This window comes from Sulfurovum sp., from assembly GCA_026990595.1.
Lineage (GTDB): Bacteria > Campylobacterota > Campylobacteria > Campylobacterales > Sulfurovaceae > Sulfurovum.
In genome coordinates this window covers 63,943-87,974 of the sequence record JALXCZ010000048.1, presented here as the reverse complement: position 1 = coordinate 87,974, position 24,032 = coordinate 63,943, and the positions used below count along the sequence as shown (strand labels likewise).

Here is a 24,032-nt window from a genome sequence, read left to right as displayed (position 1 = left end):
ATTTGAACCCTCTGAATAACCTAGGCGCTCACAACATTTCTAAGTTATTCAGAGGGTTCAACTATTTATGACGCAATATTGTATTTTCAAAAACTTTTTTGGGAACGGGGATCACTAAAAACTGATCCAAGATCAAATAATCATTTTTCAGATGATTCACATTTTTGATCTCTTCTGCATCTGTATGGTATTTTTTTGCAATACTCTCAAGTGTTTCCCCCAGACTTACATAATGAGAAAGCATATGAGGTTTGATGGAACACCTCTTTTCAGGAAGTTCATAGCGCAGATAGAAAGCATATACTTTTTCTATAGGGATCGTGATCCTATAGCGTTCTTTCTCCTTGGGAACAATACCGTTTTTCATTTTTTTGTTAAGTTTTAAGAGTATTTCGCTTTTCATTTTTAAAAGCTTCGCTAGTTTTTCTAAAACTGTTCCACCTGCAACCTCTACCTCTATGAAAGCATTTTCTAAAATATCACTCTTCTCATTACCGATCTGTAAAGTAGCATTCTCCCCTATCATAGCAAGAAGCAGGATCTTCTTAATATATTCTCGCGTTTCATAGGGAAGATATTTTGATCTCTCATCAGTCAAAATACTTAAATCATCTGAACTTGCCTTTTTAATGGCCTTTTGTACGCATCCTTCTCCACAATTGTATGCTATAGCAGCAAGATACCATTTCCCAAACTGTTTATGCAGTTTATTGAGATAGGCTATTGCTGCGGAAGTTGAACTTGCTGTATCACAACGTTCATCATAACTCTTACAGACAGTAAGATGATAATGCTTAGCTGTTGCAGGCATGAATTGCCATAGACCAACGGCCTTTTTGGGAGAGACAGCAGTAGGAGAAAAACCAGATTCAACCATGGAGAGATAAATAAAAAGATCACTCACCCCGTCATTTGCAAGCTGTCCCTGTATGGTAGGAAGTATCTGTTTGCCTCGTTTCAGGGAACGTTTATAGAACTTCTTCAATTTCTCTTCATACTTTGAGACAAAGTAGATGAACTCTGCATCATAAAGATAGGACTCATCTACATTAAATTCATGAAAAACATATTTATAGCTGGGGTACTTTTGTGCAAGAGAGAGCGCAAAGGCATGACTTGTAAAACAAAAAGAGAGAAATAACACCGTTACAAAAAAACTTACAAACTTTCCCATTTCAAATACCAAAAAGCCTCTGTGCATTTTCTGTAGTGATCTTGGATATCTCTTCTTGAGGCAGAGAAGAGAGTTCAGCCATTTTTTCTGCTACCAATGTTGTATATGAAGGTTCATTCCGTTCACCACGATGCGGATGCGGTGTCAGATAGGGAGCATCCGTTTCGATCAGCAGCTTCTCTAACGGAATTTTGGGATAAACATTAATAAGCTTTCTTGCATTTTTGAAAGTAAGCACACCCCCTATGCCATAATAGAAATTATACTTGGCAAGCTTCAACAAAGACTCATCTGCATTATAACAGTGTAATACACCGCCTTTATCTCCGGTATACGTTTCCAGCAGTTCCAAACAGTCACTGCTGGACTCTCTGATATGCACGATCAAAGGTTTTTTGTATCTCTTTGCCAGAAGTATCTGGTCAATAAAAACTTCTTTTTGTAATTTTTTTTCACGCTCGATTTTTTCTTCATCTTCAGGCAGTCTGTAATAATCAAGCCCACACTCACCTACTGCCACACACTTTGGATGAGAAATATATTTTTCAAGGAAGTTTCTGTCATAATTTTCAGCATCATATGGATGTACTCCCACGGCAAAGTAGACATACGCATACTGTTCAGATATCATCACTGCTCTTTCCAAACTTTTGGGGTCAGCCCCAGGGATGATAAATTTTTTTACCCCTTTTTGTCTGGCATTTTCCAAAACATTATCCAGATCATCATTGTAACGTGCATCATCTAGATGACAATGTGTATCTATTATCATTTTCAGCCTATTTTTTTAATAGAATTATAGCAAAATTCTTATTTTTCATCATAGATGCATCTTATTCTAATTTTAAATAAGTTATAGTTTATCTTTTAAATTTTATTTTTATGGAGATATCTAATGTCATTTTTCTGGTTCATTATTTCCATCTTTTTGATCATACTTGGTATATTTATATATAGAACCAATAAAAGAACCCATCTGCATCAGAAACAAAAAGAAGAACACTATCCCAAAGATGAAGAGTCGATATCGATAGAAGCTCCTTCTCCTGAAGAGAAAAGTAAGGTAGCCAAATATCCTCAAGATATAACAGATACAATACAGGTCAGAGAAAAAGCAGAACTTTCCACAACTCCCCCTGAAACACAAAGAGAAATGATCAAACTGCCTAGAGCAGACTATCCAAGATTCGATCATTCACGTCTTATAGACATGGGGCTCTCCCAGGAAGAGGCAAAAACATTCATTCAGGAGCTCATTACACAAATAAAAACACAAATTCCTCTGATAAAAGAAGCAATGTATGATCTTGATTTTCACAACATGGAGCGTTTGACACACAGTATCAAAGGTTCAGCAACCAATATAGGAACAGGCGGTATTTCGGATCTTTTGGTTGATTACAATACTTATCTTAAAACAGGTACGGAGATCACTGTTGCCCAAAGATACTTTATGTATCTGCAATATCAGCTCAAAATGCTGGAAAAGCAGTATGCTGTTTAAGCCTTTGGGAAATCTCTTAGCTTTTTAGCAAATGCCAATGCCGCAGAGGTAGGATTCTCTCCTGCTATGATACGTGCGATCTCCTGTACTCTTCCCTCCTGATCCAACACTGTGACACAGCTTGTTTCACGCTCCTTGGTAACTACAATATGCTGCTGTGCTTTTGCAGAAAGATGTGGCTGATGGGAAATAGCAAATATCTGATAGACCAAAGAGAGCTTTGAGATCATTTCAGCAATCGCAATGGATTCATCTCCACTTACATTGGCATCTATTTCATCAAGTATAAGAATACCCTGCATGGTCTCATCTTTGGAAATGGACGCTGCCATTAATGCCAAACGCAGACGATTGAACTCTCCACCGCTGAGTGTTGTTGTTCTTGAATTTCCAAGCATAACATCGACACTGTCCATACCGCTTTGAGAAAGTGCTTCAGACTCAAAACAGAAGCTGAGTTCCGGCAATTTCAATGTCTCAAGATATCCCTTTAAAATCTTTTCAAGTTCTTTTGCTTCTTTTTGACGCACCACAGAGAGTCTTGCAGCAATGATATTCAGCTCCGTGAACTCTATTTGCAAAAAAGACTCCAACATACTTTTATCTTGTTCAATATGCTCATATCCTGCAAGTTCCTGGCTCTTTTGTGCTTTATATGCCAAAGCCTCTTTTATGGAACCGTAGCGATGTTTCAACGAAGTCAAGTCACTCAATCTGTCAAGCACCTCTTCCACATTTACTTCTGCAAGTTCATCCGCAAGTGTTTGGGTATCTTCAAAATCCGCACGTAACTGGTTCATCATCTCAGAAAAGAGCAAGTTTTCTTTATCTAAAAGCCGATAAACCTCTTCTATGGAGGTCTCATAATTAAATATTTCACTTGCATGACTCAAAGCATCTTTTATTTTTTCCATACGTGAAAGATGCTGTTTGATCTTTAGCAATTCTTCCTCTTCCCCTTCCTGAGGGTTGATCTTTTTGATCTTTTCGATCTCATACTTGGCAAATTCTATACGTTCAGCCAGTTTTGCTTCATCCTCCTTGATCTTTGCCAACTGCTCTGTTTTGAGTTTGTAGTTCTTATAACGTTTTTTATACTCTTTGAGTGATTTCTTGAATGTTTTGTCTTTAGCCGATAGAGATTTATCTATCATTTCCAACAGAGTTTCAGATTCAAAGCCACCTTTATCACGTACGGAAAGATATTGGACATAGGGAGAAAATAGTGTTTCTAGAGCTTTTTTAGAGATATTCTGTCCCTCAATAAAATAACGCAGTTTCTCTTTTTTGAGTGTTTTAATGGTAAGTTCATCTTCCAGTTCATACACATCACTCTGCAGTTTTACAGGTTTTTTCAAAGTAACTTCACACAATGCAGCTGCACCCTGTGCAGTATATCCGAAACTTGAAAGGATGGTTGACATAAGCACAGATTTACCTGCTCCGCTTGGACCGGTAAAAACAACAAGTCCCTTATCAAACTCTATTTCTACCTCTTTAAAGGTAACAAGATCACGAAAAAAAAGCCGTTCTACCACTGTCTATCACCCCAATGCAGTTTTTCTCGGAGTATTGAGAAATAGTTTCTCTCTTTTCTATGTAAAAGTTTGGCATTTCTTCTCGCACCTCCAATATAGAGAATATCACCTTCTTCTATCTCATATCTCTCCTGTCCATCTACCATTGCGATGGCTTCATACTTTTCCGTATCGAGTTCAATGTCAAAATCTGCAGGGACGACCAACGGACGCTGATTGGTAAGAGAGTGTGCTGAAATAGGTGTCATGATGAATGCTTTGGTCAAAGGATAAACCACCGGTCCTCCCGCTGCCAAATTATAGGCGGTAGATCCTGTCGGTGTAGAGATAATAAGTCCATCACCTCTATAGCTGTTAAACCGTTCCCCGTCAATAGACGCATTGACCTTTACCATTTTTGAAGGCTGAGGACTGGTGATTACCACATCATTAAGTGCAAAAAACTCTTTTTTCTCACCGGAACTTTTTTTCAAATATCCCTCTATCATCATACGATCATCGATCCGATACTCTTCGCTAAGCAGCTGCTCCAAAAAGATATCTACTTCATCAACAGTAATATCTGCCAAGAAACCAAGGTTTCCAGCATTGATACCCACAACCGGTTTGCGATACATATAACTACGACGCACTAAAGAAAGTAATGTACCGTCACCACCGAGAGAAACAAGAAAATCAACTTCTTTGCACATTGTTTCAAACGATATGCCTTTTTCATCTATCATATTGGCAGAACGCTCTGCCAGTACTACAGCTATTTCTCTAGCTTCAAACTGTGCTTTTATTTTCATATAAAGCGGTTTTATCTCCGGCGCATCCGGCTTAAGTATGAACCCGGCTGTTTTGATCTGTTCTAATTTCTGATGACGCATTGTTTTCCTATCTGTTTAAGAAATAATAGTGTTAGGGTAGCATAATCTTGCTTTGTGGTCTAAAAATATGTCATATTGTCATATATTTACACTGCCGTTAATAAATTCAACCCTAAAGTAGTTTTAGCTATAATCGCGACCATATTAAATAGAGGATTACGTATATGAGAACACATTATTGTGCAGAAGTAAACGAAACACATATCGGACAGGAAGTCACTGTAGCAGGTTGGGTTGCAAGCCGTAGAGACCATGGTGGACTTATCTTCATTGATCTTAGAGACAAAGATGAAGTCATCCAACTTGTCTGTGATCCGGCAGACAATGCCCAGGCACACAAACTTGCAGAAGAAGTACGTGACCAGTTTGTACTTGTAGCTACCGGTAAGATGAGAGCCAGAGGCGAAGGACTTGAAAATCCTAAACTCAAAACAGGTAAAGTGGAAATGGTTGTAGACAAACTGACTATTGAAAACCGTTCTAAACCAATGCCATTTGACTTAAATGATGACAAAGTAAATGAAGAGATCAAACTTAAACACCGTTATCTGGAACTAAGAACGCAAAAATCTTACGATATTTTTAAGCTTCGTTCCAAAGCAACAATCGCGGCACGCAACTCACTGGATGAACTGGACTTCCTTGAAGTAGAAACACCTATTCTTACAAAATCAACACCTGAAGGGGCGAGAGACTACCTTGTGCCTAGCCGTGTACATGGTGGAGAATTTTATGCACTTCCTCAGTCGCCACAGCTTTTCAAACAGTTGCTTATGGTAAGTGGTTTTGACCGTTACTTCCAGATAGCAAAATGTTTCCGCGATGAAGACCTCAGAGCAGACAGACAGCCTGAATTTACACAAATAGATGTTGAAATGTCTTTCTGTGATCAGGAAGATGTTATCAAAGTAGCAGAAAAACTTATTAGTGATGTATTTACAGCCTGTGGATTCAACATCCCTGCGACATTTAAACGTATGCCTTACTCTGAAGCTATGGAAAAATACGGTTCAGACAAACCTGATATGCGTTATGGTCTTGAAATGGTAGATGTCATAGACATTTTTGAAAGATGTGATAACGAAATTTTTTCAAGCATTGCATCAACACCTAAAAAGAACCGTATCAAGGCACTTAAGGTACCAAAAGGTGACGAAATATTCTCAAAACGTCAAATGAAAGGATTTGAAGAGTATGTACGTAAATTTGGTGCCTCAGGACTTGGTTACTTCCAAATGAAAGAAGATGGTCTTAAAGGACCACTTGCCAAATTCTTTACTGAAGAGGATCTTCAAGCTATTATAGACAGATGTGAACTTGAAGTAGGTGATGCAGTATTTTTCGGTGCCGGTGAGAAAAAACTGGTATGGGACTACATGGGACGCTTTCGTATCTACCTTGCAGAGACAATGGATATTATCCCTGAAAATGTCTTTGAATTCCTATGGGTTATGGATTTCCCTATGTTTGAAGTGGAAGATGGTCATGTCAAAGCACTTCACCATCCATTCACTCAACCTAAATCACTTGACTTCAATGATATTGAAGAGATAGAATCTATTGCCTATGACATTGTACTTAACGGTACAGAACTTGGTGGAGGCTCTATCCGTATCCATAAAGAAGATATGCAGGCAGAGATCTTTAAACTTCTTGGTATTTCCGAAGAGGAAGCACAGGAGAAGTTTGGCTTCTTACTTGATGCACTCAAATATGGTGCACCACCACACGGTGGATTTGCATTGGGATTAGACAGACTTATTATGCTTATGACAGGTGCAAGCTCTATTAGAGAAGTAATCGCCTTCCCTAAAACACAAAGAGCCCAATGTCTGCTTACACAGGCACCAAGTCCGGTAGATGCTGAACAACTCAAAGAGTTGAGCCTCAGAATACGTCAACAACCTGCTACCTAACCGTAGGGTGTTGTCCCATGACAACACATTTTATGGAGATACAAATTTATTGGTGTTGTGAGGGCACAACACCCTACATTAGATAAGGAACCAAAACATGAAAAAACTATTTTTAATCATCGGAGCACCAGGCTCAGGGAAAACAACAGATGCCAGCATCATTGCTGAAAAACATGACAATATTGTGCACTATTCTACAGGAGACATGTTACGTGAAGAGGTAGCAAAGGGAAGTAAACTGGGTCAGGAGATAGAATCTTACATCTCCAAAGGGGCTTTGGTACCGCTTAAAATCATTGTAAACACGATTGTATCTGCTATTAACAATGCACCCGTAGACAATGTGCTTATTGATGGCTACCCAAGAAGTACTGAACAGATGACTGCCTTTGATGAACTTGTAAGTAAAGAAGAAAATATTACTTTGGCATCCGTGATCGAAGTACGAGTCTCAGAACAAGTAGCCCGTGAAAGAATTTTAGGTCGTCGAGCAGAAGCTGCTCCCGGTGAAGAGAGAAGTGATGATTCAGAAGAAGTATTTAACGACAGAATGAAAATATATACTGATCCGTTGGCTGAAATCCAAAAATTTTATACAGACAAAGGTCTTTTGACAGTGATCGATGGAGAGAGAACACTGGAAGAAGTAGTAGAAGATATGGAGAAATTCATTCTTTCTAAAATTTAATATATTATTTGAGATAAGAATTACCTTATCTCTACTTCCATCTTTATGTAAACACTCTTTCTCAAAAAAATCAACAATCTTTTTTCTTTGATAATGTCTCTCAAAATATCCAACACCTGTCAATACTTCATTAAGAATAATAGGCATATTTTTCCTTCTGCAAAAGAATTTTGTATCTATTCCGTTACTCTATAATGAAGATATCCTTCTTCTCTTAAATTATCAGGTTCTAAAAACTTTAAGTGTTTCAAAAAGTGCATCAAACTTTCTAGTTTTTGGTGTAAATTGTGGAATACAATAAAGTATTTTAAAATTTATATTCCTTTTTTAATAGCATTAGTAAAATCAAAGAGATATTAGAGTATCTTTCGATTAAAATTAACATTTTGGTAATAAACTATTATTATAATAATTTATATATAAAATATAATAAAGGAAATAAATGGAAGAACTTATCATAGAAAATATACATGAAACATATAATTATAAACTTCTTAAAGAAGTATATTTTGACATATTAGTACCATGTTTCCCTGATCCTGAAGACCATATGACATGGAAAGAAATGAAAAATATGGCAAAAAATAGCTTTGAGAATCCAGAACAAAATGAACATATTCTTATTAGTATTTCAAAACAAACCATGCCTGACAGATCAATAAAACCTGTTTCTTTTTTCGTAGGTGTATATTATGAAAAAAGCTCTACAGGACTTATCTCTTATATGGGTATGAGAGCTGGATGTAAAGGATTATCTGCCTCAAATATACAAAAAAAAGTTTTGATGGAAATGGAAAAAGAAGCATTGAAATATAAACAAGAATTAAGAGCTGTTCTAAGTTTAGTAGATCTTCCTGAACATGTAAATCCTAAATACGTTACCTTACCTCCTACACAACGTATTATGATCATGGAAAAAAATGGCGCTTCATATATTCCTATTGATTTCTATTATCCTATATTTAAAAACACTTTTCTCTCATTCTTTAAACCAAAGATAAAGTATAAGAAAGATGCTGCCCTCTTAGGATATAAACTTTATGGAAAACTTCCTACAGAATTACCCGAAGCTCTAAAGGATTTTTTAGATGATTTCTACCGATTTTATGGCATAGATCCTAGAAAAAATGCTGTAGTAAAGCAAATGAAACATGAAATTGATTTTATTCCACATGGCATTAATATTAAGCTTTCAAAAAGATATCGTCTAAAAGAAAAAGAAAAAAAGAAAAAAAGAGTTTATTAACTATTCTAATATCTCTTCTAACAAAATAATAAATGATTTGTTTGTTCAATAGTCTCATTCTATAATAATTATAAGTCAATTCTATAATTCTACAATATCTATAGATTTACTTGACATTAAAAGATAATTCAACTATACTGCTTACACACAAATAAATACTTCAAGGAAAATGATGAAAAAAAGTAAATTACATTTACTCGGAACAGGTATTGCTTTGTCACTTATGACTTCGACACTTCTGCATGCAACAAATGGAGACAGTCTTATTGCTGTAGGTACAAAAGCCAGAGGTATGGGGGGAACCGGTATTGCTATTAGCCATGGTGCCGAATCAACTTTAGTCAATCCTGCCTTGATCACAGGTATTGAAGATACAGAAATTTCATTTGGGGGTATTTTATTTATGCCTGATATTTCAACAAATTTTGCTGGAGCACCTTCATATAGCAGTGATGCAGATACAAGTTTTACTCCCGAAGTTTCCATTGCACATAAACTGGATGACAACTGGTTCATCGGTGTAGGTATTTGGGGAACAGCCGGTATGGGTACCGACTACAGCAATGCACCTGCCGGTGCAAATTTCAATATGGTAACCAATCTGCAGCTTCTACAGTTTGGTATTCCTATTGCCTATAAAGCAAATGGATTAAGCCTCGCTGTAACCCCGATTCTTCAGTATGGTAATCTTGACATAGATTATGGTATGCCAACTCCGGGTGGTATTCAAAAAATAGGTGCCGGTTTGGCACAGGATTTTGGTTTTGGATACAGACTGGGTGCAACTTATGACTTTTCATCTCTTGGTGTAAATGGACTTACCGTAGGTGCTGTCTATAAATCTGAGATCGACATGGAATACAAGCACCAGATCACAACAGCTACAGGTCCCTTTGGTCTGGCACTCAGTGATCATCTTGAACAGCCTGCAGAAATAGGTGTAGGTATTGCCTATACTATGAAACAACATACACTGGCATTTGATTATAAAAAAGTCAAATGGTCTTCTGCCAAAGGGTATGGTGATTTCGGTTGGGAAGACCAAAATGTATATTCACTAGGTTACGAGTTTTCACAGGACAACTGGGCACTTAGAGCCGGGTATAACTATGCCAAAAGTGCTGTAGTGGAAGGTCGTGATCCTCGACTGAACCTCTTTAATCTTTTAGGCTTTCCTGCAACATCAGAACAACACTATACAGTAGGTGGCACATATGGATTTACCGACAAATTCTCTTTGGATCTAGCATACGTTTATTCACCCGCATCAAACAAAACATATGATATAAGTGCTTTAGGTATGCCTAGTTCGTCCATCAGTACTGAACATAAAGAAAACAGTGTTTCATTCCAGCTAACTTATAAGTTTTAATTATTATTCCTGCCTTACATGGCAGGATAATATTATGGAGGTAATCAATGCTTAAAATTATTCTTCTTTCCCAGCTTCTCACACTCTTTCTCGTTGCAAACAGCTTTACTGTCACAGGTACGGTTGTATCCGATAATAAAAAATATATCGGTGCCCGCTACATGGGGTATGTCAAAGAAGTCTATGTAAATATAGGAGACAAAGTCAAAAGAGAAGATGATCTCTTTAAAATGGAGTCAGCTGAATTTGACATTCTCAAAGAACAGGTCAATCTGGGTCTGGAACAGGCAGAGATCCTGACCGATGTCTACCGTAGTAAACTTGACGAGATACGTCGTAACAAAGCAGTGCTTTCACGCAACAGAAACAACGCAATGAATTTTGAAGATATGAGTGAAAATCTTTCCATTACCGCAGAACATACCGAGTCCATGCTCAAAGCAATGAAAGCGATCGTCAAAAGTGCTTCACAAAAAGCCAAAGAGGTCAGTATCATATCACATTATCTGGAAGTGAAAGCACCCAGCAACGGGATCATTGTACAGAAAAATCTGCATGTAGGTGACATGGTTATGCCCGGTTTTCCTGTCATGATCCTGGTTGATCTTGATCATTTGGAAATAGAAGCCCAAATTTCAGAGAGTGATATATTAAAGATCAATGAGGGAGATTTTATAAAATTCCAAATACCCTCTATCAGATATAAAGGAAGAGGACGCATCAAATCTATTGTACCTTCCGCCAATCCTATGACACATACTTTTACCATTCGTATTTCATTTAAGCGTGACCATAAGAAGATCTATCCTGGAATGTATACCAAAATCACCATTGAGTATATACCTTCCACACACAATCTTTACAAATAATCTACCCAGATTTTATTTCTGTTTTTGGTTTAAGAGATCTTTTTTACTTGAACCAAATATATACTTTTCATCTATTTTTTAAAGACTTTTTGTATCTTCTCAATAAATACTCTGATCCTGTCACGCCATTTTGTAAAGATGTCACGCTCTCTCAAAGGTTCGTTTCCGTCATCACTACACTCTTTTCTTGGAAAAAGAATCCCTTTGATATTATCAGTAAGTACACATAAGCGTCCCGGTATCTCCTCTTCATCCTGACATTCGGACTCTTTTTCTCTATGCAGTTCCATCGCTTTGGTATTGGACATTAGCACAGGAATAAAAAAGAGTGCCACAACCGTTGCCGCAATACTTCCAAATATAAGTGCGATTCCAAGACCTCCAAAAATAGGGTCTGTCGAAAGCAGTAAAGAACCGAGAATGATCGCCACAGCAGTCATTAAGATCGGTTTGGCACGTGTTGCCGTAGAGAGCGCGATTGCACGGTTCTTCTCCATTCCCTCCAACATCAATGCTTTTGAAAAGTCTATCAGCAAAAGAGATCCTCTTGCACTGATTCCCATGAGAGAGATAAATCCTATCAGCGAGGTTGCTGTAAGGAAAAAGTTAATATCTGCAAAAGCAAGCGATATTTTATCAGTCACCCAATGCCCGACGATCACCCCTATAATAGAAAGAAAACTTCCGGCAAGTACAATACCGCTGAGTGCAAATGACTTATAGTAGACTACCATCAGCAGAAACATAAGGATCAGAGCAGCAATAAAAGCACCACCCAGATCACGAAACGTATCGAGAGAAACTTTCATTTCACCATCCCAACGTATGAGTACTTCTGCTCCTGTTAATTTATCTTTGGCTTTCAAATCAAACATATAGGTTGTGATACCGGGTATTTTTTCTACATCATAATAGTTTTTGAGTACCTCAAGCATCTTGTCACGGGCATCAAGCAGTGGATAGACCTGAGATACCATATCACACTCCGCAGTGATCACTGCCATATTCTTCAGATCTTTTCTTAAAATAGAGGGGCTGGAGTCACGCTTATGAATATCTAAAATTTCAATAAGTGGTACCATCATCCCTTTTCTATTCATAAGCTTGAGTGATGAGAGTCTCTTCTTTAGCGCATCCATATTCTCACCGGAAATGACACGGAACTTTTCCTGTAATCTCAAAAAGATCGGGATCTGATCCTGTTGGTCTTTGCTGTTCTTCACAGCAATAGGCATACCTTTGAATGCCAGGTAGATGATCTTATTCACCTGATCCACACTCAACCCGCTGCGAATGATCTTCTCCTTGTTGGGTGAAAGCATATAGGTCGGATAGATATCATCAAGCATCACATCTACATCAACAAGACCTTCAGTATGAGAAAGTATAGCTGAAACTCTCTGTGCCATATCTCTTAAAACTTTATTATTTTTAGAATAGAGTTCTACTACCACCGTTGCCAACGTAGGAGGACCAGAAGGCATTTCAATAAATCGGATACTCGTTGAAGCATGTATCTGACCGCATGCTTTTTGAATGACCGGACGTATACGATGCACCATTTTAAAAGAGGGTTCATCACGATGGTGTTTATCAGTAAGATTAACCACGATCTCAGCCTGATTCTGCGTACGTTTAAAGGCACTTCCTTTGACAAGACCCGCATAGTCAAGCGGTGCACCCTGCCCCAAAAATACTTCCATATCAGTCACTTCCTGCTCTTTTTCCAGTGTATGCACGATACACTGGGCTACTTCTTTTGTCTCCTTTACCGAAGCATTGGTTGCCGTATCAATATAGATAGAGAATGTATTGGCACTTTTACCCGGAAGCATTTTTGCCAGTACAAGTTTAGTCGGAATCATCATTACCGAGCCCATTAAGGCAAGAAGTATCAATCCAATGACAATCCATTTTTTACGTCTGCTTTCAAGAATACTGTAAAGAAATTTCTCAAATTTCATTATACTTTTTCCTCGTTGGATTCTTTATGAGATTTTTCACACTTTTCATGATGTGCCAGTACATCTGCTTTTATCTTTTTAAAATTGATGAACTTTCTTGCCAAATAAGGTGCAAAGACATATGCCACAAAAAGCGATACTGCAAGTCCAACCGGAACATTCAGAGGAATAGGCTTCATAAACTGTCCCATCATTCCTCCGACAAATCCCATAGGTACCATGGTAAGAATAATGGCAATGGTGGCAATATTGGTTGAAGGACCGATCTCATCGGTTGCCTGCACAATGATCTCATCAACACTTTTTTTGTCTATATCCAGATGCAGACGCCTGTGTATATTTTCAATCACAATGATGGCATCATCTACGATGAGCCCTAATGAGAGCAGAAAAGCAAACAGGGTAATACGGTTGATCGTCTGATCGGTCAGCTGAGCAATAAACAGGGTTGCTGCCAGGATCATCGGCACAGCAACAGTAACGACCATCGATTCACGCCAACCAAGAAAGGGAATAAGGATCAACATAATAATAAATATAGTGATCTCAAGATGGTGCACGAGTTCATTGACCGCTTCATCTGCACGCTCTCCATAGTTACGGGTGATAATGAACCCGACACCTGCATTGTTAAGTTTCTTTTTCGTCTCCTGTATCTTTTTGATCGCCTCTTGGGCAATATGTACAGCGTTGGTACCTTTTAGTTTGGAGACAGTCAATGTGATCTGCCCTGCCATATCTCTAAATTCGGCTTTTTCTGCATGCTCCGCTTTCATTGCTTCGCCTTTTTTATGGCGATGCATATTATATTTGATCGCTTCAGGCTCATTGTCCATACCCTTCTGATAGGAGATCAGTGCATCCTGGTAATTTTGAATATCATAGTTATATGCCACTGTTGCAATATTTTTCAAATAAATGGGAGAGCCCATATATTGTGCAATAATAAGTTCTTTAAGATCATCAATCGTATCAATAGCATTCTCAACACCAAATACCACCAGTTTACCTTTGTTGTTTTCTGTATCAATCATCGGGGCATTGGTAGAAATAGACTTAATCGCCTGTGCTATCTGTCCTAGAGAGATATGATAGGCAGAGAGTTTATGCAGGTCAATAAGTACATTGAATTGTGGGCGTTTGACCCCTTTGAGTGTTGTTTTGGAAACATTATCCAGTGCATTGATCTCCTGCTGAAGATCCCGTATGATCTTATAGAGTTTCACAATATCAGGCTTGGTATGGGGCAGATTATAAAATGCCGCTGTCAATATCGGGATATCAATATCAATATCAAAGGGTTTAACCAGAGGAGGCATGGTACCTTTAGGAAGTTGATCCATATTCTGCATGACTTTATCGTAAAGTTTCAGATTGGATGACTCCCTGTCTTCACCGATAAAATACTGTACATTGACCATACCGACATTGTTCATTGCCATACCGTAGACATGCTCTACCCCTTTGATCTCACGAATACGGCGCTCTAAAGGTTTCACCACAACATTGAGTACCTCTTGTGGTGAGGCACCGGGCAATGCAACCATTACAGCACCACCACTCACTTCTATCTGAGGATCCTCTTCGCGAGGCATCGTCTGAAGGGAAATAAATCCCAAAAGCAAAATTGCAATGGCTAAAATAGGTGTTAACGGATTACTTAGAAATATCTTTGAGAGATACCCTGCAATATTTTTGATCTTATAGTATTCCATAAGAAAATTATATCATTTTTTATGGTTAAATATAAATATTATTTATTATTCTTCATAGAAATATTCAATCTGTGTACATAATATACAAGAAAATCTATAAATTTACTCTACTTTAACATTTCTTCCAGCGTCACTTTCACATTCTGCCCCAAAGCTTCAACATCATATCCCCCTTCCAAAAAGAAAACATATGGCACATCTGCCTGATCCAATATCAGCCGTACGAGCTTTCTGACACCTTCTGTCGTCACATTCAACTGTGCCAAAGGATCACTTTCATGCAGATCGTATCCTGCAGAGACCAGAATAATATCAGGCTTAAAATGATCTACATAAGAAGGCAGATCATTTTCATAAATATCCAGCACTTCATGGTCTCCACTGTCCGGCATGACTAAAAAATTGGCAGTGTATCCTGCTCCCTTACCTACTCCCTTCTCCTTCTCCATCCCTGTACCCGGGTAGGCAAAAGCCTGATGAGAGGAGAAGTAAAAAACAGTGTTGTCCGCATAAAAAGTCTCTTGTGTGCCGTTGCCATGATGCACATCAAAGTCGATGATCATCACCTTTTCATACCCTTTACTCTGCGCATATTTGGCAGTAATAGCAATGTTATTAAAAAGACAAAAACCCATTGCCTGTGTCGGTGTGGCATGATGTCCGGGAGGACGTACCGCACAAAAAGCCCTCTCAAATTCTCCTGCTTTTATGCCGTCTATTGCAACAATACCTGCTCCCACAGCCTTGGTTGCTGCTTTATAGGAGTCCTTGCTGCAAAGTGTATCGGTATCGATAGGCAGACCAAATTCACTTGATTCTATGATCTTTTCAATATGCTCAGCACTGTGTACACTTTGAAGTATCTCTTTGGAGACCCATACCGGCTCTTTTTCTATGAGTTGATGCCGTAATGGCTCAATGGCTCTATTAATAGCGATCAAACGTTCTTTGGACTCAGGATGCGCACCTGTATCGTGTTTCAAATAGATATCATCTGTGATGTAGGCTACTTTCATCTGTGCTCCTTCATAGAGGAATTTTTAGAGGTTCCCTTTATTATAGCCTCTTTTTAAGTGCATCCAATTCTTCACGTAAAAGTCTCACTTCTTTCTGTAGGACCTTGATCATCTCTTTTTCTGAAGCTCTCTCTTTCTCTTCTATCGGTACGATCCCCTTTTGAACCTCTTTTTCTATTGTCTCATCCAAAACAATATAGGTGACTTCCTTACCGTTCTCTTCTATGCTGTCTGTTTTTAACTTTCCAGATTTTACCATCTTCATGACATTAAAAATACTGAGTTTGTGTTTGACTGCATAAGCCTTAATGGTTATTCGCTGCATGGCTCTTCCTTATACACAATTGATTTACGTTTCTTTGATATAATGCACTAAATTAGTTTAAGGAATAGCCTATGAGAAAAATATTTAACCCTTTAGGAGTCATTATAGCAATGATGCTACTTTTTGGAAGCTATGCAGCAGCCGAGCCTGCTTCTGTGATTGAAGCTAAAGTTAATGAAGCGATCAAACAATTTGACAAAGAGGTAAAGGGAGGTGAAAAATTCCTCTCAAATGTCAAAGGCTACCTTGTCTTTCCTTCTGTCTATAAAGGCGGGTTCGTTGTCGGTGGGGAATATGGTGAAGGTGCACTGCGTGTTAACGGTGAAACACTTCATTATTACAGTTTAGCATCAGGTTCCATAGGATTGCAGGCAGGATTACAAAAAAGATCTATCATCATTGCTTTCGTTTCAGAGACAGCTTTAAAAAGCTTTATAAGAAGCAATGGATGGGAAGCAGGTGTAGATGGCTCTATTACTGTTGCAAAATGGGGTATAGGAAAAGATATCAGTTCTATCAGTTATGAAAAACCCATCTATGCTTTTGTTTACGGAGAAAAAGGTCTTATGTATAATTTAACATTTGAAGGTACAAAATTCACAAGGATCATTCCAAAATGATCTTAAGAGAGGTTAAACCTCTCTTTGTAAGAACATTTTTGACATAACGCTTCTACTGCTTTACCTGCTTTAAATCCTTCTATCATCGTCACGGTACGATGATTTGACAAAATATCCTTCAAATTCTGGGCATGCATATCACCCAGTTCAATGATACCGTCACAATCCAAACAACACGGTACTACTTTTCCACTTGCCAAAATAGCAATATGGGACTGCAGTCCCTGACATGTACCATCGCCGTAATTTTTATTCTTTAAAGAAGGCCATTCGAAGTAGTTATCAAAATGTACACGTATCTTAGAAGCTAAACGTATAGACTTTGGACATTTTTCATAAACAGTTTTCAATTCCAGTTTTGTATCAAATACCTCATTAAGCTTAGAAAAGAGTATCTCATTGAAAGACTTCTCGCTCATCATTTCATCCAAGTTCCATACACGCAGATTAATGAAAAGTTCCTCTTCTTGCCTCAATTTTTCCCGACAAAGATTGAGTACCGGTGTTATATATTGCTCAAATGTGAGTGCCGTATCATTTTTGTTAAAGCTATTGAGTGAAATATTGATCTGTTTGACACAGGGATGAAAAAGTGTATCGTATCTGTGTTTTTTTAAAAAGTAACCACTGGTAGTAAGCACTGCTTTAAGCCCATATTTATGGATGATATCAAGATATTCATCTAAATTTGACTGAGTGAGAGGATCACCCACGACATGGCAGGCTATTTCTTTGGTATACTCTTTAGCCTGTATTATCACAGACTCAAAAAATGACAGATCCATCTGCTTGGCAGGCAACTCTTTGGTAGGGCAAAAACTACAGCTAAGCCCACAGACATTGGTAAGTTCAATATAGATACGATAAAATTTCACTATTTTATACAACGTGAAAGATCGGTAATATTCTTAGCACTTCTGATGCATTTCATTTTTGATTCCAGCAGTAAAATATTCGTATCAAATGCATCTAATATTTTCTCTTTTTCTTTGCCTTTCCATACTTCAATACTGCTCTTTTTATTTTTCATCATTTCATTCTTTAAGTCCACCAATTCATCCAAACAGCTGTTTGCCGCTATCCAGTCAGGTGCCTGCTGCAGACATACCCGTGCTTTTTTCATGCTTAATAAAAATTCAGGCAAAAGTACTTTCTGCTTTTCAAAAATATTTTCTCCTATCTTCTCCAGCCATATTTTTCTTTTTTGCAGTGGAAGCTCTGATTGGGTGATATTGTTTTCTTTTAATGTTTTGTGAAATGCTTGCGATATCTCCAGTAAACGTTTTGAAAATGCTTTTGGAAGTTTTTTGCTTTTTGTTTTGATATTGGTTTTAAACAATGCAAACTTCTGAACAGGATAACTCGGTATCGTATACTGGTTTAAAGAAGTATTGATATCAAATATTACACTGACAGCTTTTTTCTGATAGGTGACACCCAATACACCATATTCAAGAAGAAGCGGGATCCCCTTATAAATACATTTTCGTATCCCCTCTCCTTCCCACATATCGCAATTATAGCCGGCGATCTTTTCTTGGTGTGTGCGAACCAAACCGTTTGTAACAGCACTGTATTTGATTTGAGGGATCTGACGCTCCATGATCTTTTTATGTTTAAAATCAACATCCAATTTCTTATCGTGACTAATTTTCTTACATACTTGCGTAGTCTCAATATTTTTGATAGCACCGGAAGTCGTTTCTTCAACAGCTTCTTCAAAAAGTTCAATTCTGCCCCACTCTTTAAAACGCAGTTTTCCCTTACCTTCTACCGTAAGATTCGTCTCAGGGGTCAATACGCCGCCACCACTGATCATATACTCAATCATACCGGATCTGACATCATACCTCCTTTGTTCAACGCTTGCATAAAGAACTATACTGTTTAGCATTAAAAGAAATAAAATTGCAACTTTAATGTTAAGAAACATTTCTTTGTCCTTGGAACCCTTACATAAGAGGTAATGTTTAGTTAATATAATTGTAGCATAATATTGCTCTTGGCACTCCATTCAATGTATCATCAACTTTTTACAGTTATCATTCTTATAAAAAACCTGTAATTTTACTTTCTGTTTCTAACACAAGTCCTCCCCCTCCATTTTTTTGAAATTCGTGTCAAATAGTATAGTTTTCATCAATGTTGTTTGGGAAGATCAAGAGATAAATGACAATGCTATCAGAAGTTTAGTGAAACGATTAAGACAAAAACTTAAATATAAATTCATAGAAACTTTTTCTACACGAGGCTACAAGATCTCTCCCTATCAACTAAAATAAGATAAAAATTGTTTTGATATAACTATCAAGAAATTAAAGCAATCAGCATTTAAATTCCCAAAATTTTGAATGCAGGAGATACTGTCATCGCGACAATGCGTTCAAAACTATCATGTAGATCCAGCGGTCTGATAAACATTTTTGTAGCCATTTTATAAGGATAATGTTTTTTTGCAACTTGGCTTAACTGCTGCAGATACGCATCATAGCTTTCATCACTTTGAAGTGCTTCAAATGCTATTTTCATATCTTCATTGTTGATCTCTTTAAGTCTTATATACAAAATTTTCGTAATTTCTTTTCTAGTTAATTTCTCTTTATCTTTATATTTTTTAAATACTTTTTCAAACATTTCAAAGTGATAAACTTCATCTTTTGAAATTTTCAAAGTCAAAGATTCAAGTACCGGCTCATTTATCTCTTTAGCATAGTTTACCAATGCTTTATAAAGAGTTGATGTTCCCGTCTCTACCACCATACGTGCCACCATTTCTCGAGCACGCGTGGACTCCAAGGCATCCACTTTACATAAAGGAAGATAGTTTTTAGTAAATACATTATAATGCTTTTCCCACTCAAACTCAGGCCATACAGTGTTAATATATTGCTTCAGCGACTTACCATGCTGAATCTCTTCTGGAGCCCATGTTTGATTAAGCCATTCTACAGTCGTATCATCACCCTTGTAATATTCACTGAGATTTGCATCATAAACATCCGAAGTAATTTCAATAAATGACGCAATAGCAAGCGTTTCAAAAAGAAAACGATTTTCTTTTATCTTATCAATATCAATATTTTCATACGCTATATCATTCTCATAATTCCATTTCATGATATCCTCTTTAATCTTATTTTTTTAATCATAACACAAACAAATTTTTAAATCTGTTACCTAAGTAACATCAGTTACTAAATATCCGTCTTGCTTTTCTCAAGATGTTCTTTCGCAATCATTCTACCCAACTCAATTATCTCGTAGGCTCTATTGAACTCATAAAAGCCGCATGCATCTTTGGAAATACCGATGATCATATCGGGTGTATAGCCTGCCATTTTACACTCCTGGACACTGTTCTGCATTACATCGATCGTGCGTCCGATAATGTCGAACATATCCATCTCATTAAACTCTTTTTTCCGATCTCTGACAATGAGTGCCTCTGCTTTCTTCTTCATCTCAAGGATAAGATTCTCCATACCACTTGCTTTTTCAAGCTCTTTTTCAGGTACTGGAATATTGTATATTTTGGAAGTGGTAGCACTCAGACTTACGGCAATCGTCATATCTGTATCATCTGCAATAGTCGGTGCAATAGGAAGTGGATTAAGCACACCCCCATCTACAAGATAGCGATTGCCGATTTTTTTAGGTGTAAAGATCGTCGGAATGGCTATAGAAGCACGGATAGCTTCGATAACTTTGCCTTTTTGCAACCAAACCTCTTTTTGCTTCAAGAGATTAGTCGCTACAGCAGTAAACGCTATAGGAAGCTCTTCTATCAATACATCACCGATCATCTCCTCTATAACATGAAAGATCTTATCTCCCTGAATGATCCCCTTTCCCGTAAAGGAAAAGTCAACCAGTTTCGCCACATCCAGAAAGTCAAGTTCCAAAACCCATTCTTTATAGGCATCCAGCTTTCCGCATGCATAGAGTCCACCAATGAGTGCCCCCATGGATGAACCTGAGATAGATTTTATCTCATAGTCCTGTGCCAGAAGTGCTTCAATGACACCGATGTGTGCATAACCTCTTGCACCTCCACTTCCCAGTACCAGAGAGAGCATTTTTTTCTTTTGCTTCATTTTCACTCTCCTTTATTTTATATTATACATTAGAACAACTTCCCAATCTTTCTTAAAATATATTATATATATTACTCTTTGATCTTTCCTTCATACCACTTTCTCAGCCATCTATCCAGAGGGTTGATTATTTTATATATAGCTGGTACAACCAGCAGTGTCAAGACCATAGAACTGAGTAGCCCCCCGATAATTGCGATTGCCATCGGTGCTTTGGTTTCACTTCCAAGAGAGTGGCTCAGCGCCAACGGAAGCATAGCAAATATCATTGCAATTGTCGTCATCAAAATAGGTCTGAGTCTCTTTTCTCCCGCTTCCAGTAATGCAGCATTGGCATCTTTTCCTCTTGCCACAGCTTCATTGGCAAAGTCCACCAAGAGGACAGCATTCTTGCCGACCATCCCCATAAGCAACATAAAGCCAATCATAACAAATAGAGAAAAATGCTGACCCGTCAAAAAGAGGGCGAGCATTACACCAATGATACTCAGAGGCAATGCCATCATAATAATAATCGGCTGAATAAGAGATTCATAGAGAATAGCAAGAATGATGAACATCAGGATCACGGAGAGTCCCAGTGCTGCACCGAAAGCTCTATTTGTCTTGACCATCTCTTCGGCAAATCCAGTAAATTTATAACTTACACTCGGTGGTAACAGTTTATCGATACCTGCTTTGGTGTAGTTAACTGCTCCACCAAGATCGAGACCGAACAGATCGGAATAAATTGTCACCTGACGCTGCCTGTCATAGTGGTAGATAGCTGCGATTGATTTGGTCTTGACAAAATTGACCAGACCATCCAGATAGACCAGTTTGTTATTTGCTGCCCTAAGCTGTATCATTTTAAGATCTTCAAGACTTACTCTATGGGCATCATCAAAACGCAGTGTAATGTTATACTGTTTTCCTTTTTCTTCAAAATAGGATATTTCCAGATCACTTGAAAAAGCAATAGCAATCGCCTGTGCAATTTGAGACGCGGAGATACCAAGACGATTGGCATTCTCTCTTAAAATATTGATATCTATTTGAGGTTTACCCTCATCCATATTGGTATCAATATCTACAAAGCCTTTTTTCTTGGCGAGATAAGCCACTAATTTCTTTTTTGTCACTTCAAGATCTTTAAATGAATCAGATTTCAATACAATCTGGTATGGAACAGATACTCCTGCTCCCTTAATATTTGGAATAGCTGCAGCCGTAATGAACATCTTTTTTTGATAAGGTTTAAGCTTGTCTCTAAAGTTCTGAATAATCTGTTCCTGACCAATACTTCTTTTATTTTTAGGTGTCAGTTTGACATACATAAGTGCCTTGTTTTTTTCTTTGACTGAGTTATACCCAACACTTAGTGTAGTAAAAAGAACATTTTTGTCTTTTCTGACCATATTTTCAATAGCTTTGGATTCCTGAATCATCTCTGCAAGAGAAATACCAGGGTGTGCACGCAGTTTGATCTCAAACTCTGCCTTATCTTCTTTGGGAATAAAATCCATACCGATCTTTGGAAAAAGACTTAATGAACCGACAAAAACTGCCAATATAAGAATAAGCGTGATCGCTTTAAATCGGAGTACAAACTTCAAAGTCACATCATATATCTTCTCAAGCACTTTAAAGAATGGCTCCGTAACATTATAAAACCAACTCTCTGTCTTGTGCAATACTCTGGCGCTCAAACTAGGCATAAATGTCATTGCAACCGTATAGGAGATCACTACAGCAAATCCGACAGTCATTGCAAAGGATTCAAAGAATTTTCCGACAATACCACTCATATTCGATACAGGGATGAACACGGCAAGAAGCATTGCAGAGATAGCTAAGATAGCAAAAGCCATCTCTTTTACCCCTTCAACTGCTGCTTTAAACTTACCCATACCCGCTTCCATTTTCTTATAAATATTTTCCAGGACAACAATGGCATCATCGATAATGATCCCGATAGCGAGTGTTAATCCTATCAGTGTCATTTTGTTAAGATTAAATCCCATAAAGTTCATCAATGCGATCGTCCCCATAATCGAGATAGGAATGGAGAGCGCAGAAACAACAGTGATAGTAACGTTGCGTAAGAATAGAAAAATAATAATCACTGCCAAAAATGCCCCGTAGATCAAGTCAAACTCCACATCTTTGAGTGAGTGTATAATGAAGGGTGTCGTATCCTGAAGGATTTCCACACCATACTTATCTCCTGCCATTTTCTGAAGTCCTGGAACTGCCTCTTTGACACGTTTGACGATATCAAGCGTATTGGTTCCGGAAATCTTCTGTACCTCAAGCATTACACCTGGAATCCCATTACAGGACGCATAACTGTCAGGATCACTGAGTGTATCTTCTACTTTTGCAACATCTTTAAGCCGTATATCATCTTTAATAATAATATTCCTAAGCTCTTCCACACTCTGTGCATCTGCCTTGGTTTTAAGAATGAACTCTTTAGTACCTGTAATAAGCTTCCCTCCACCGATCTTTACATTTTCATGCTTGACAATAGTATTCAATTCCCTAACAGTGATACCATACTTGTTCAACATCCTGATATCAGGTAATATTTTGATCTCTCTGTCACGATACCCGATGATATTAATAGCACCTACACCATTGATCTTCTGCAACGAGGGTTTGACTTTTTCATCAGCAAAGAGCATCAGGTTCTTCAGTTTATCTTTTTTTGCGGTTAAAAAAACATTGACTACCGGTGCACCGCCAATATCAAGTTTACTTACCAACGGGGTTTTTGCATCTTTGGGGAGGACAACAGCAGAGACTTTGTCACGTACATCGTTGGTTGCTTCATTGATATCACGTTCCAAAAAGAACTTAACCATCACCACCGAAGCACCTTCTGAACTGGTAGATGTAATGGCATCCACTCCACCGATACGTGAGATTGCCTCTTCTATCTTGTCTGTAACCTGAGACTCTACTGTACTTGCTTCTGCTCCGGGATAAATAGTCTTGATGGTGACTATCGGAAAATCAACATTTGGATAAAGCGCTGCTGGCATACTTTTGAAGCTCAACCATCCGAAAATCACCAAAGTAAAGATATACATCAGTGTCGCAATAGGTCTGTTTATAGCTAATTTATACATCTTCCT

The 24,032-nt window shown here is 37.9% G+C and carries 21 protein-coding genes; 8 read left to right on the top strand and 13 right to left on the bottom strand.

Features of this window, described 5'->3' with window-relative positions:
- Positions 1-61: 61 nt before the first annotated feature.
- A complete protein-coding gene (locus MVE01_RS09545) occupies positions 62-1,174 on the bottom strand; it encodes a lytic transglycosylase domain-containing protein (protein ID WP_472561957.1) in 1,113 nt (370 codons plus the stop codon).
- 1 nt (position 1,175) lies between these two features.
- A complete protein-coding gene (locus tag MVE01_RS09540; RefSeq protein ID WP_472561956.1) occupies positions 1,176-1,946 on the bottom strand; it encodes a TatD family hydrolase in 771 nt (256 codons plus the stop codon).
- A 123-nt stretch (positions 1,947-2,069) separates the two neighbouring features.
- Between MVE01_RS09540 and MVE01_RS09535 the strand changes: the two genes are divergently transcribed.
- Positions 2,070-2,678: an Hpt domain-containing protein gene (locus MVE01_RS09535; protein ID WP_472561955.1), complete on the top strand. Its 609-nt coding sequence runs from the start codon at positions 2,070-2,072 to the stop codon at positions 2,676-2,678.
- Here MVE01_RS09535 and MVE01_RS09530 read toward each other — a convergent pair.
- Together MVE01_RS09530 and MVE01_RS09525 are read right to left on the bottom strand one after the other, a co-directional pair.
- Positions 2,675-4,216, bottom strand: coding sequence for a DNA repair protein RecN (locus MVE01_RS09530; protein WP_472561954.1), 1,542 nt, complete (start codon positions 4,214-4,216; stop codon positions 2,675-2,677). The genes MVE01_RS09535 and MVE01_RS09530 overlap by 4 nt on opposite strands.
- Positions 4,210-5,088 carry an NAD(+)/NADH kinase gene (locus MVE01_RS09525; protein ID WP_472561953.1) on the bottom strand — a complete coding sequence of 293 codons (879 nt, stop codon included), beginning with the start codon at positions 5,086-5,088 and terminating at the stop codon, positions 4,210-4,212. The genes MVE01_RS09530 and MVE01_RS09525 overlap by 7 nt, the downstream gene beginning before the upstream one ends.
- Before the next feature lie 164 nt (positions 5,089-5,252).
- Between MVE01_RS09525 and aspS the strand changes: the two genes are divergently transcribed.
- The 5 genes from aspS (at position 5,253) to MVE01_RS09500 (ending at position 11,179) form a co-directional block, all read left to right on the top strand.
- Entirely contained in the window at positions 5,253-7,004 is a 1,752-nt protein-coding gene (gene aspS, locus MVE01_RS09520) for an aspartate--tRNA ligase (RefSeq protein ID WP_472561952.1), read from the top strand.
- A gap of 97 nt (positions 7,005-7,101) precedes the next feature.
- Positions 7,102-7,692, top strand: a complete 591-nt coding sequence (locus tag MVE01_RS09515; RefSeq protein WP_472561951.1) for an adenylate kinase — start codon at positions 7,102-7,104, stop codon at positions 7,690-7,692.
- Between the two features lie 442 nt (positions 7,693-8,134).
- Entirely contained in the window at positions 8,135-8,938 is an 804-nt protein-coding gene (locus MVE01_RS09510) for a hypothetical protein (protein WP_472561950.1), read from the top strand.
- A gap of 172 nt (positions 8,939-9,110) precedes the next feature.
- Positions 9,111-10,310, top strand: coding sequence for an OmpP1/FadL family transporter (locus tag MVE01_RS09505; protein WP_472561949.1), 1,200 nt, complete (start codon positions 9,111-9,113; stop codon positions 10,308-10,310).
- 47 nt (positions 10,311-10,357) lie between these two features.
- Complete coding sequence (locus tag MVE01_RS09500; RefSeq protein WP_472561948.1) at positions 10,358-11,179, top strand: efflux RND transporter periplasmic adaptor subunit; 822 nt, start codon at positions 10,358-10,360, stop codon at positions 11,177-11,179.
- A gap of 71 nt (positions 11,180-11,250) precedes the next feature.
- Here the strand turns inward: MVE01_RS09500 and MVE01_RS09495 are convergent, their stop codons facing one another.
- The 4 genes from MVE01_RS09495 to MVE01_RS09480 all read right to left on the bottom strand — a co-directional run bounded on the left by MVE01_RS09495 (position 11,251) and on the right by MVE01_RS09480 (position 16,199).
- Positions 11,251-13,143, bottom strand: a complete 1,893-nt coding sequence (locus tag MVE01_RS09495; RefSeq protein ID WP_472561947.1) for an efflux RND transporter permease subunit — start codon at positions 13,141-13,143, stop codon at positions 11,251-11,253.
- The gene (locus MVE01_RS09490) at positions 13,143-14,858 is read right to left on the bottom strand and encodes an efflux RND transporter permease subunit (protein ID WP_472561946.1); all 1,716 of its coding nucleotides are present in this window, start codon (positions 14,856-14,858) and stop codon (positions 13,143-13,145) included. The genes MVE01_RS09495 and MVE01_RS09490 overlap by 1 nt, the downstream gene beginning before the upstream one ends.
- A gap of 107 nt (positions 14,859-14,965) precedes the next feature.
- A complete protein-coding gene (locus MVE01_RS09485; protein WP_472561945.1) occupies positions 14,966-15,874 on the bottom strand; it encodes a histone deacetylase family protein in 909 nt (302 codons plus the stop codon).
- 40 nt (positions 15,875-15,914) lie between these two features.
- Positions 15,915-16,199: a DUF5320 domain-containing protein gene (locus MVE01_RS09480; RefSeq protein ID WP_472561944.1), complete on the bottom strand. Its 285-nt coding sequence runs from the start codon at positions 16,197-16,199 to the stop codon at positions 15,915-15,917.
- 71 nt (positions 16,200-16,270) lie between these two features.
- On the opposite strand from MVE01_RS09480, the gene MVE01_RS09475 reads away from it, so the two are divergent.
- Entirely contained in the window at positions 16,271-16,819 is a 549-nt protein-coding gene (locus tag MVE01_RS09475; RefSeq protein WP_472561943.1) for a lipid-binding SYLF domain-containing protein, read from the top strand.
- Between the two features lie 2 nt (positions 16,820-16,821).
- Here MVE01_RS09475 and MVE01_RS09470 read toward each other — a convergent pair whose 3' ends face one another.
- Positions 16,822-17,694, bottom strand: a complete 873-nt coding sequence (locus tag MVE01_RS09470; RefSeq protein ID WP_472561942.1) for a radical SAM/SPASM domain-containing protein — start codon at positions 17,692-17,694, stop codon at positions 16,822-16,824.
- A complete protein-coding gene (locus tag MVE01_RS09465; protein WP_472561941.1) occupies positions 17,694-18,752 on the bottom strand; it encodes a hypothetical protein in 1,059 nt (352 codons plus the stop codon). The genes MVE01_RS09470 and MVE01_RS09465 overlap by 1 nt, the downstream gene beginning before the upstream one ends.
- 184 nt (positions 18,753-18,936) lie before the next feature.
- On the opposite strand from MVE01_RS09465, the gene MVE01_RS09460 reads away from it, so the two are divergent.
- Positions 18,937-19,101 carry a winged helix-turn-helix domain-containing protein gene (locus MVE01_RS09460; protein WP_472561940.1) on the top strand — a complete coding sequence of 55 codons (165 nt, stop codon included), beginning with the start codon at positions 18,937-18,939 and terminating at the stop codon, positions 19,099-19,101.
- A 49-nt stretch (positions 19,102-19,150) separates the two neighbouring features.
- Here MVE01_RS09460 and MVE01_RS09455 read toward each other — a convergent pair whose 3' ends face one another.
- From MVE01_RS09455 to MVE01_RS09445, 3 genes are all read right to left on the bottom strand, one after another.
- The gene (locus tag MVE01_RS09455; RefSeq protein WP_472561939.1) at positions 19,151-19,936 is read right to left on the bottom strand and encodes a ferritin-like domain-containing protein; all 786 of its coding nucleotides are present in this window, start codon (positions 19,934-19,936) and stop codon (positions 19,151-19,153) included.
- A 77-nt stretch (positions 19,937-20,013) separates the two neighbouring features.
- Positions 20,014-20,913 carry a patatin-like phospholipase family protein gene (locus tag MVE01_RS09450; RefSeq protein WP_472561938.1) on the bottom strand — a complete coding sequence of 300 codons (900 nt, stop codon included), beginning with the start codon at positions 20,911-20,913 and terminating at the stop codon, positions 20,014-20,016.
- Positions 20,914-20,984: 71 nt separating this feature from the next.
- A complete protein-coding gene (locus tag MVE01_RS09445; RefSeq protein ID WP_472561937.1) occupies positions 20,985-24,026 on the bottom strand; it encodes an efflux RND transporter permease subunit in 3,042 nt (1,013 codons plus the stop codon).
- Positions 24,027-24,032: the final 6 nt, after the last annotated feature.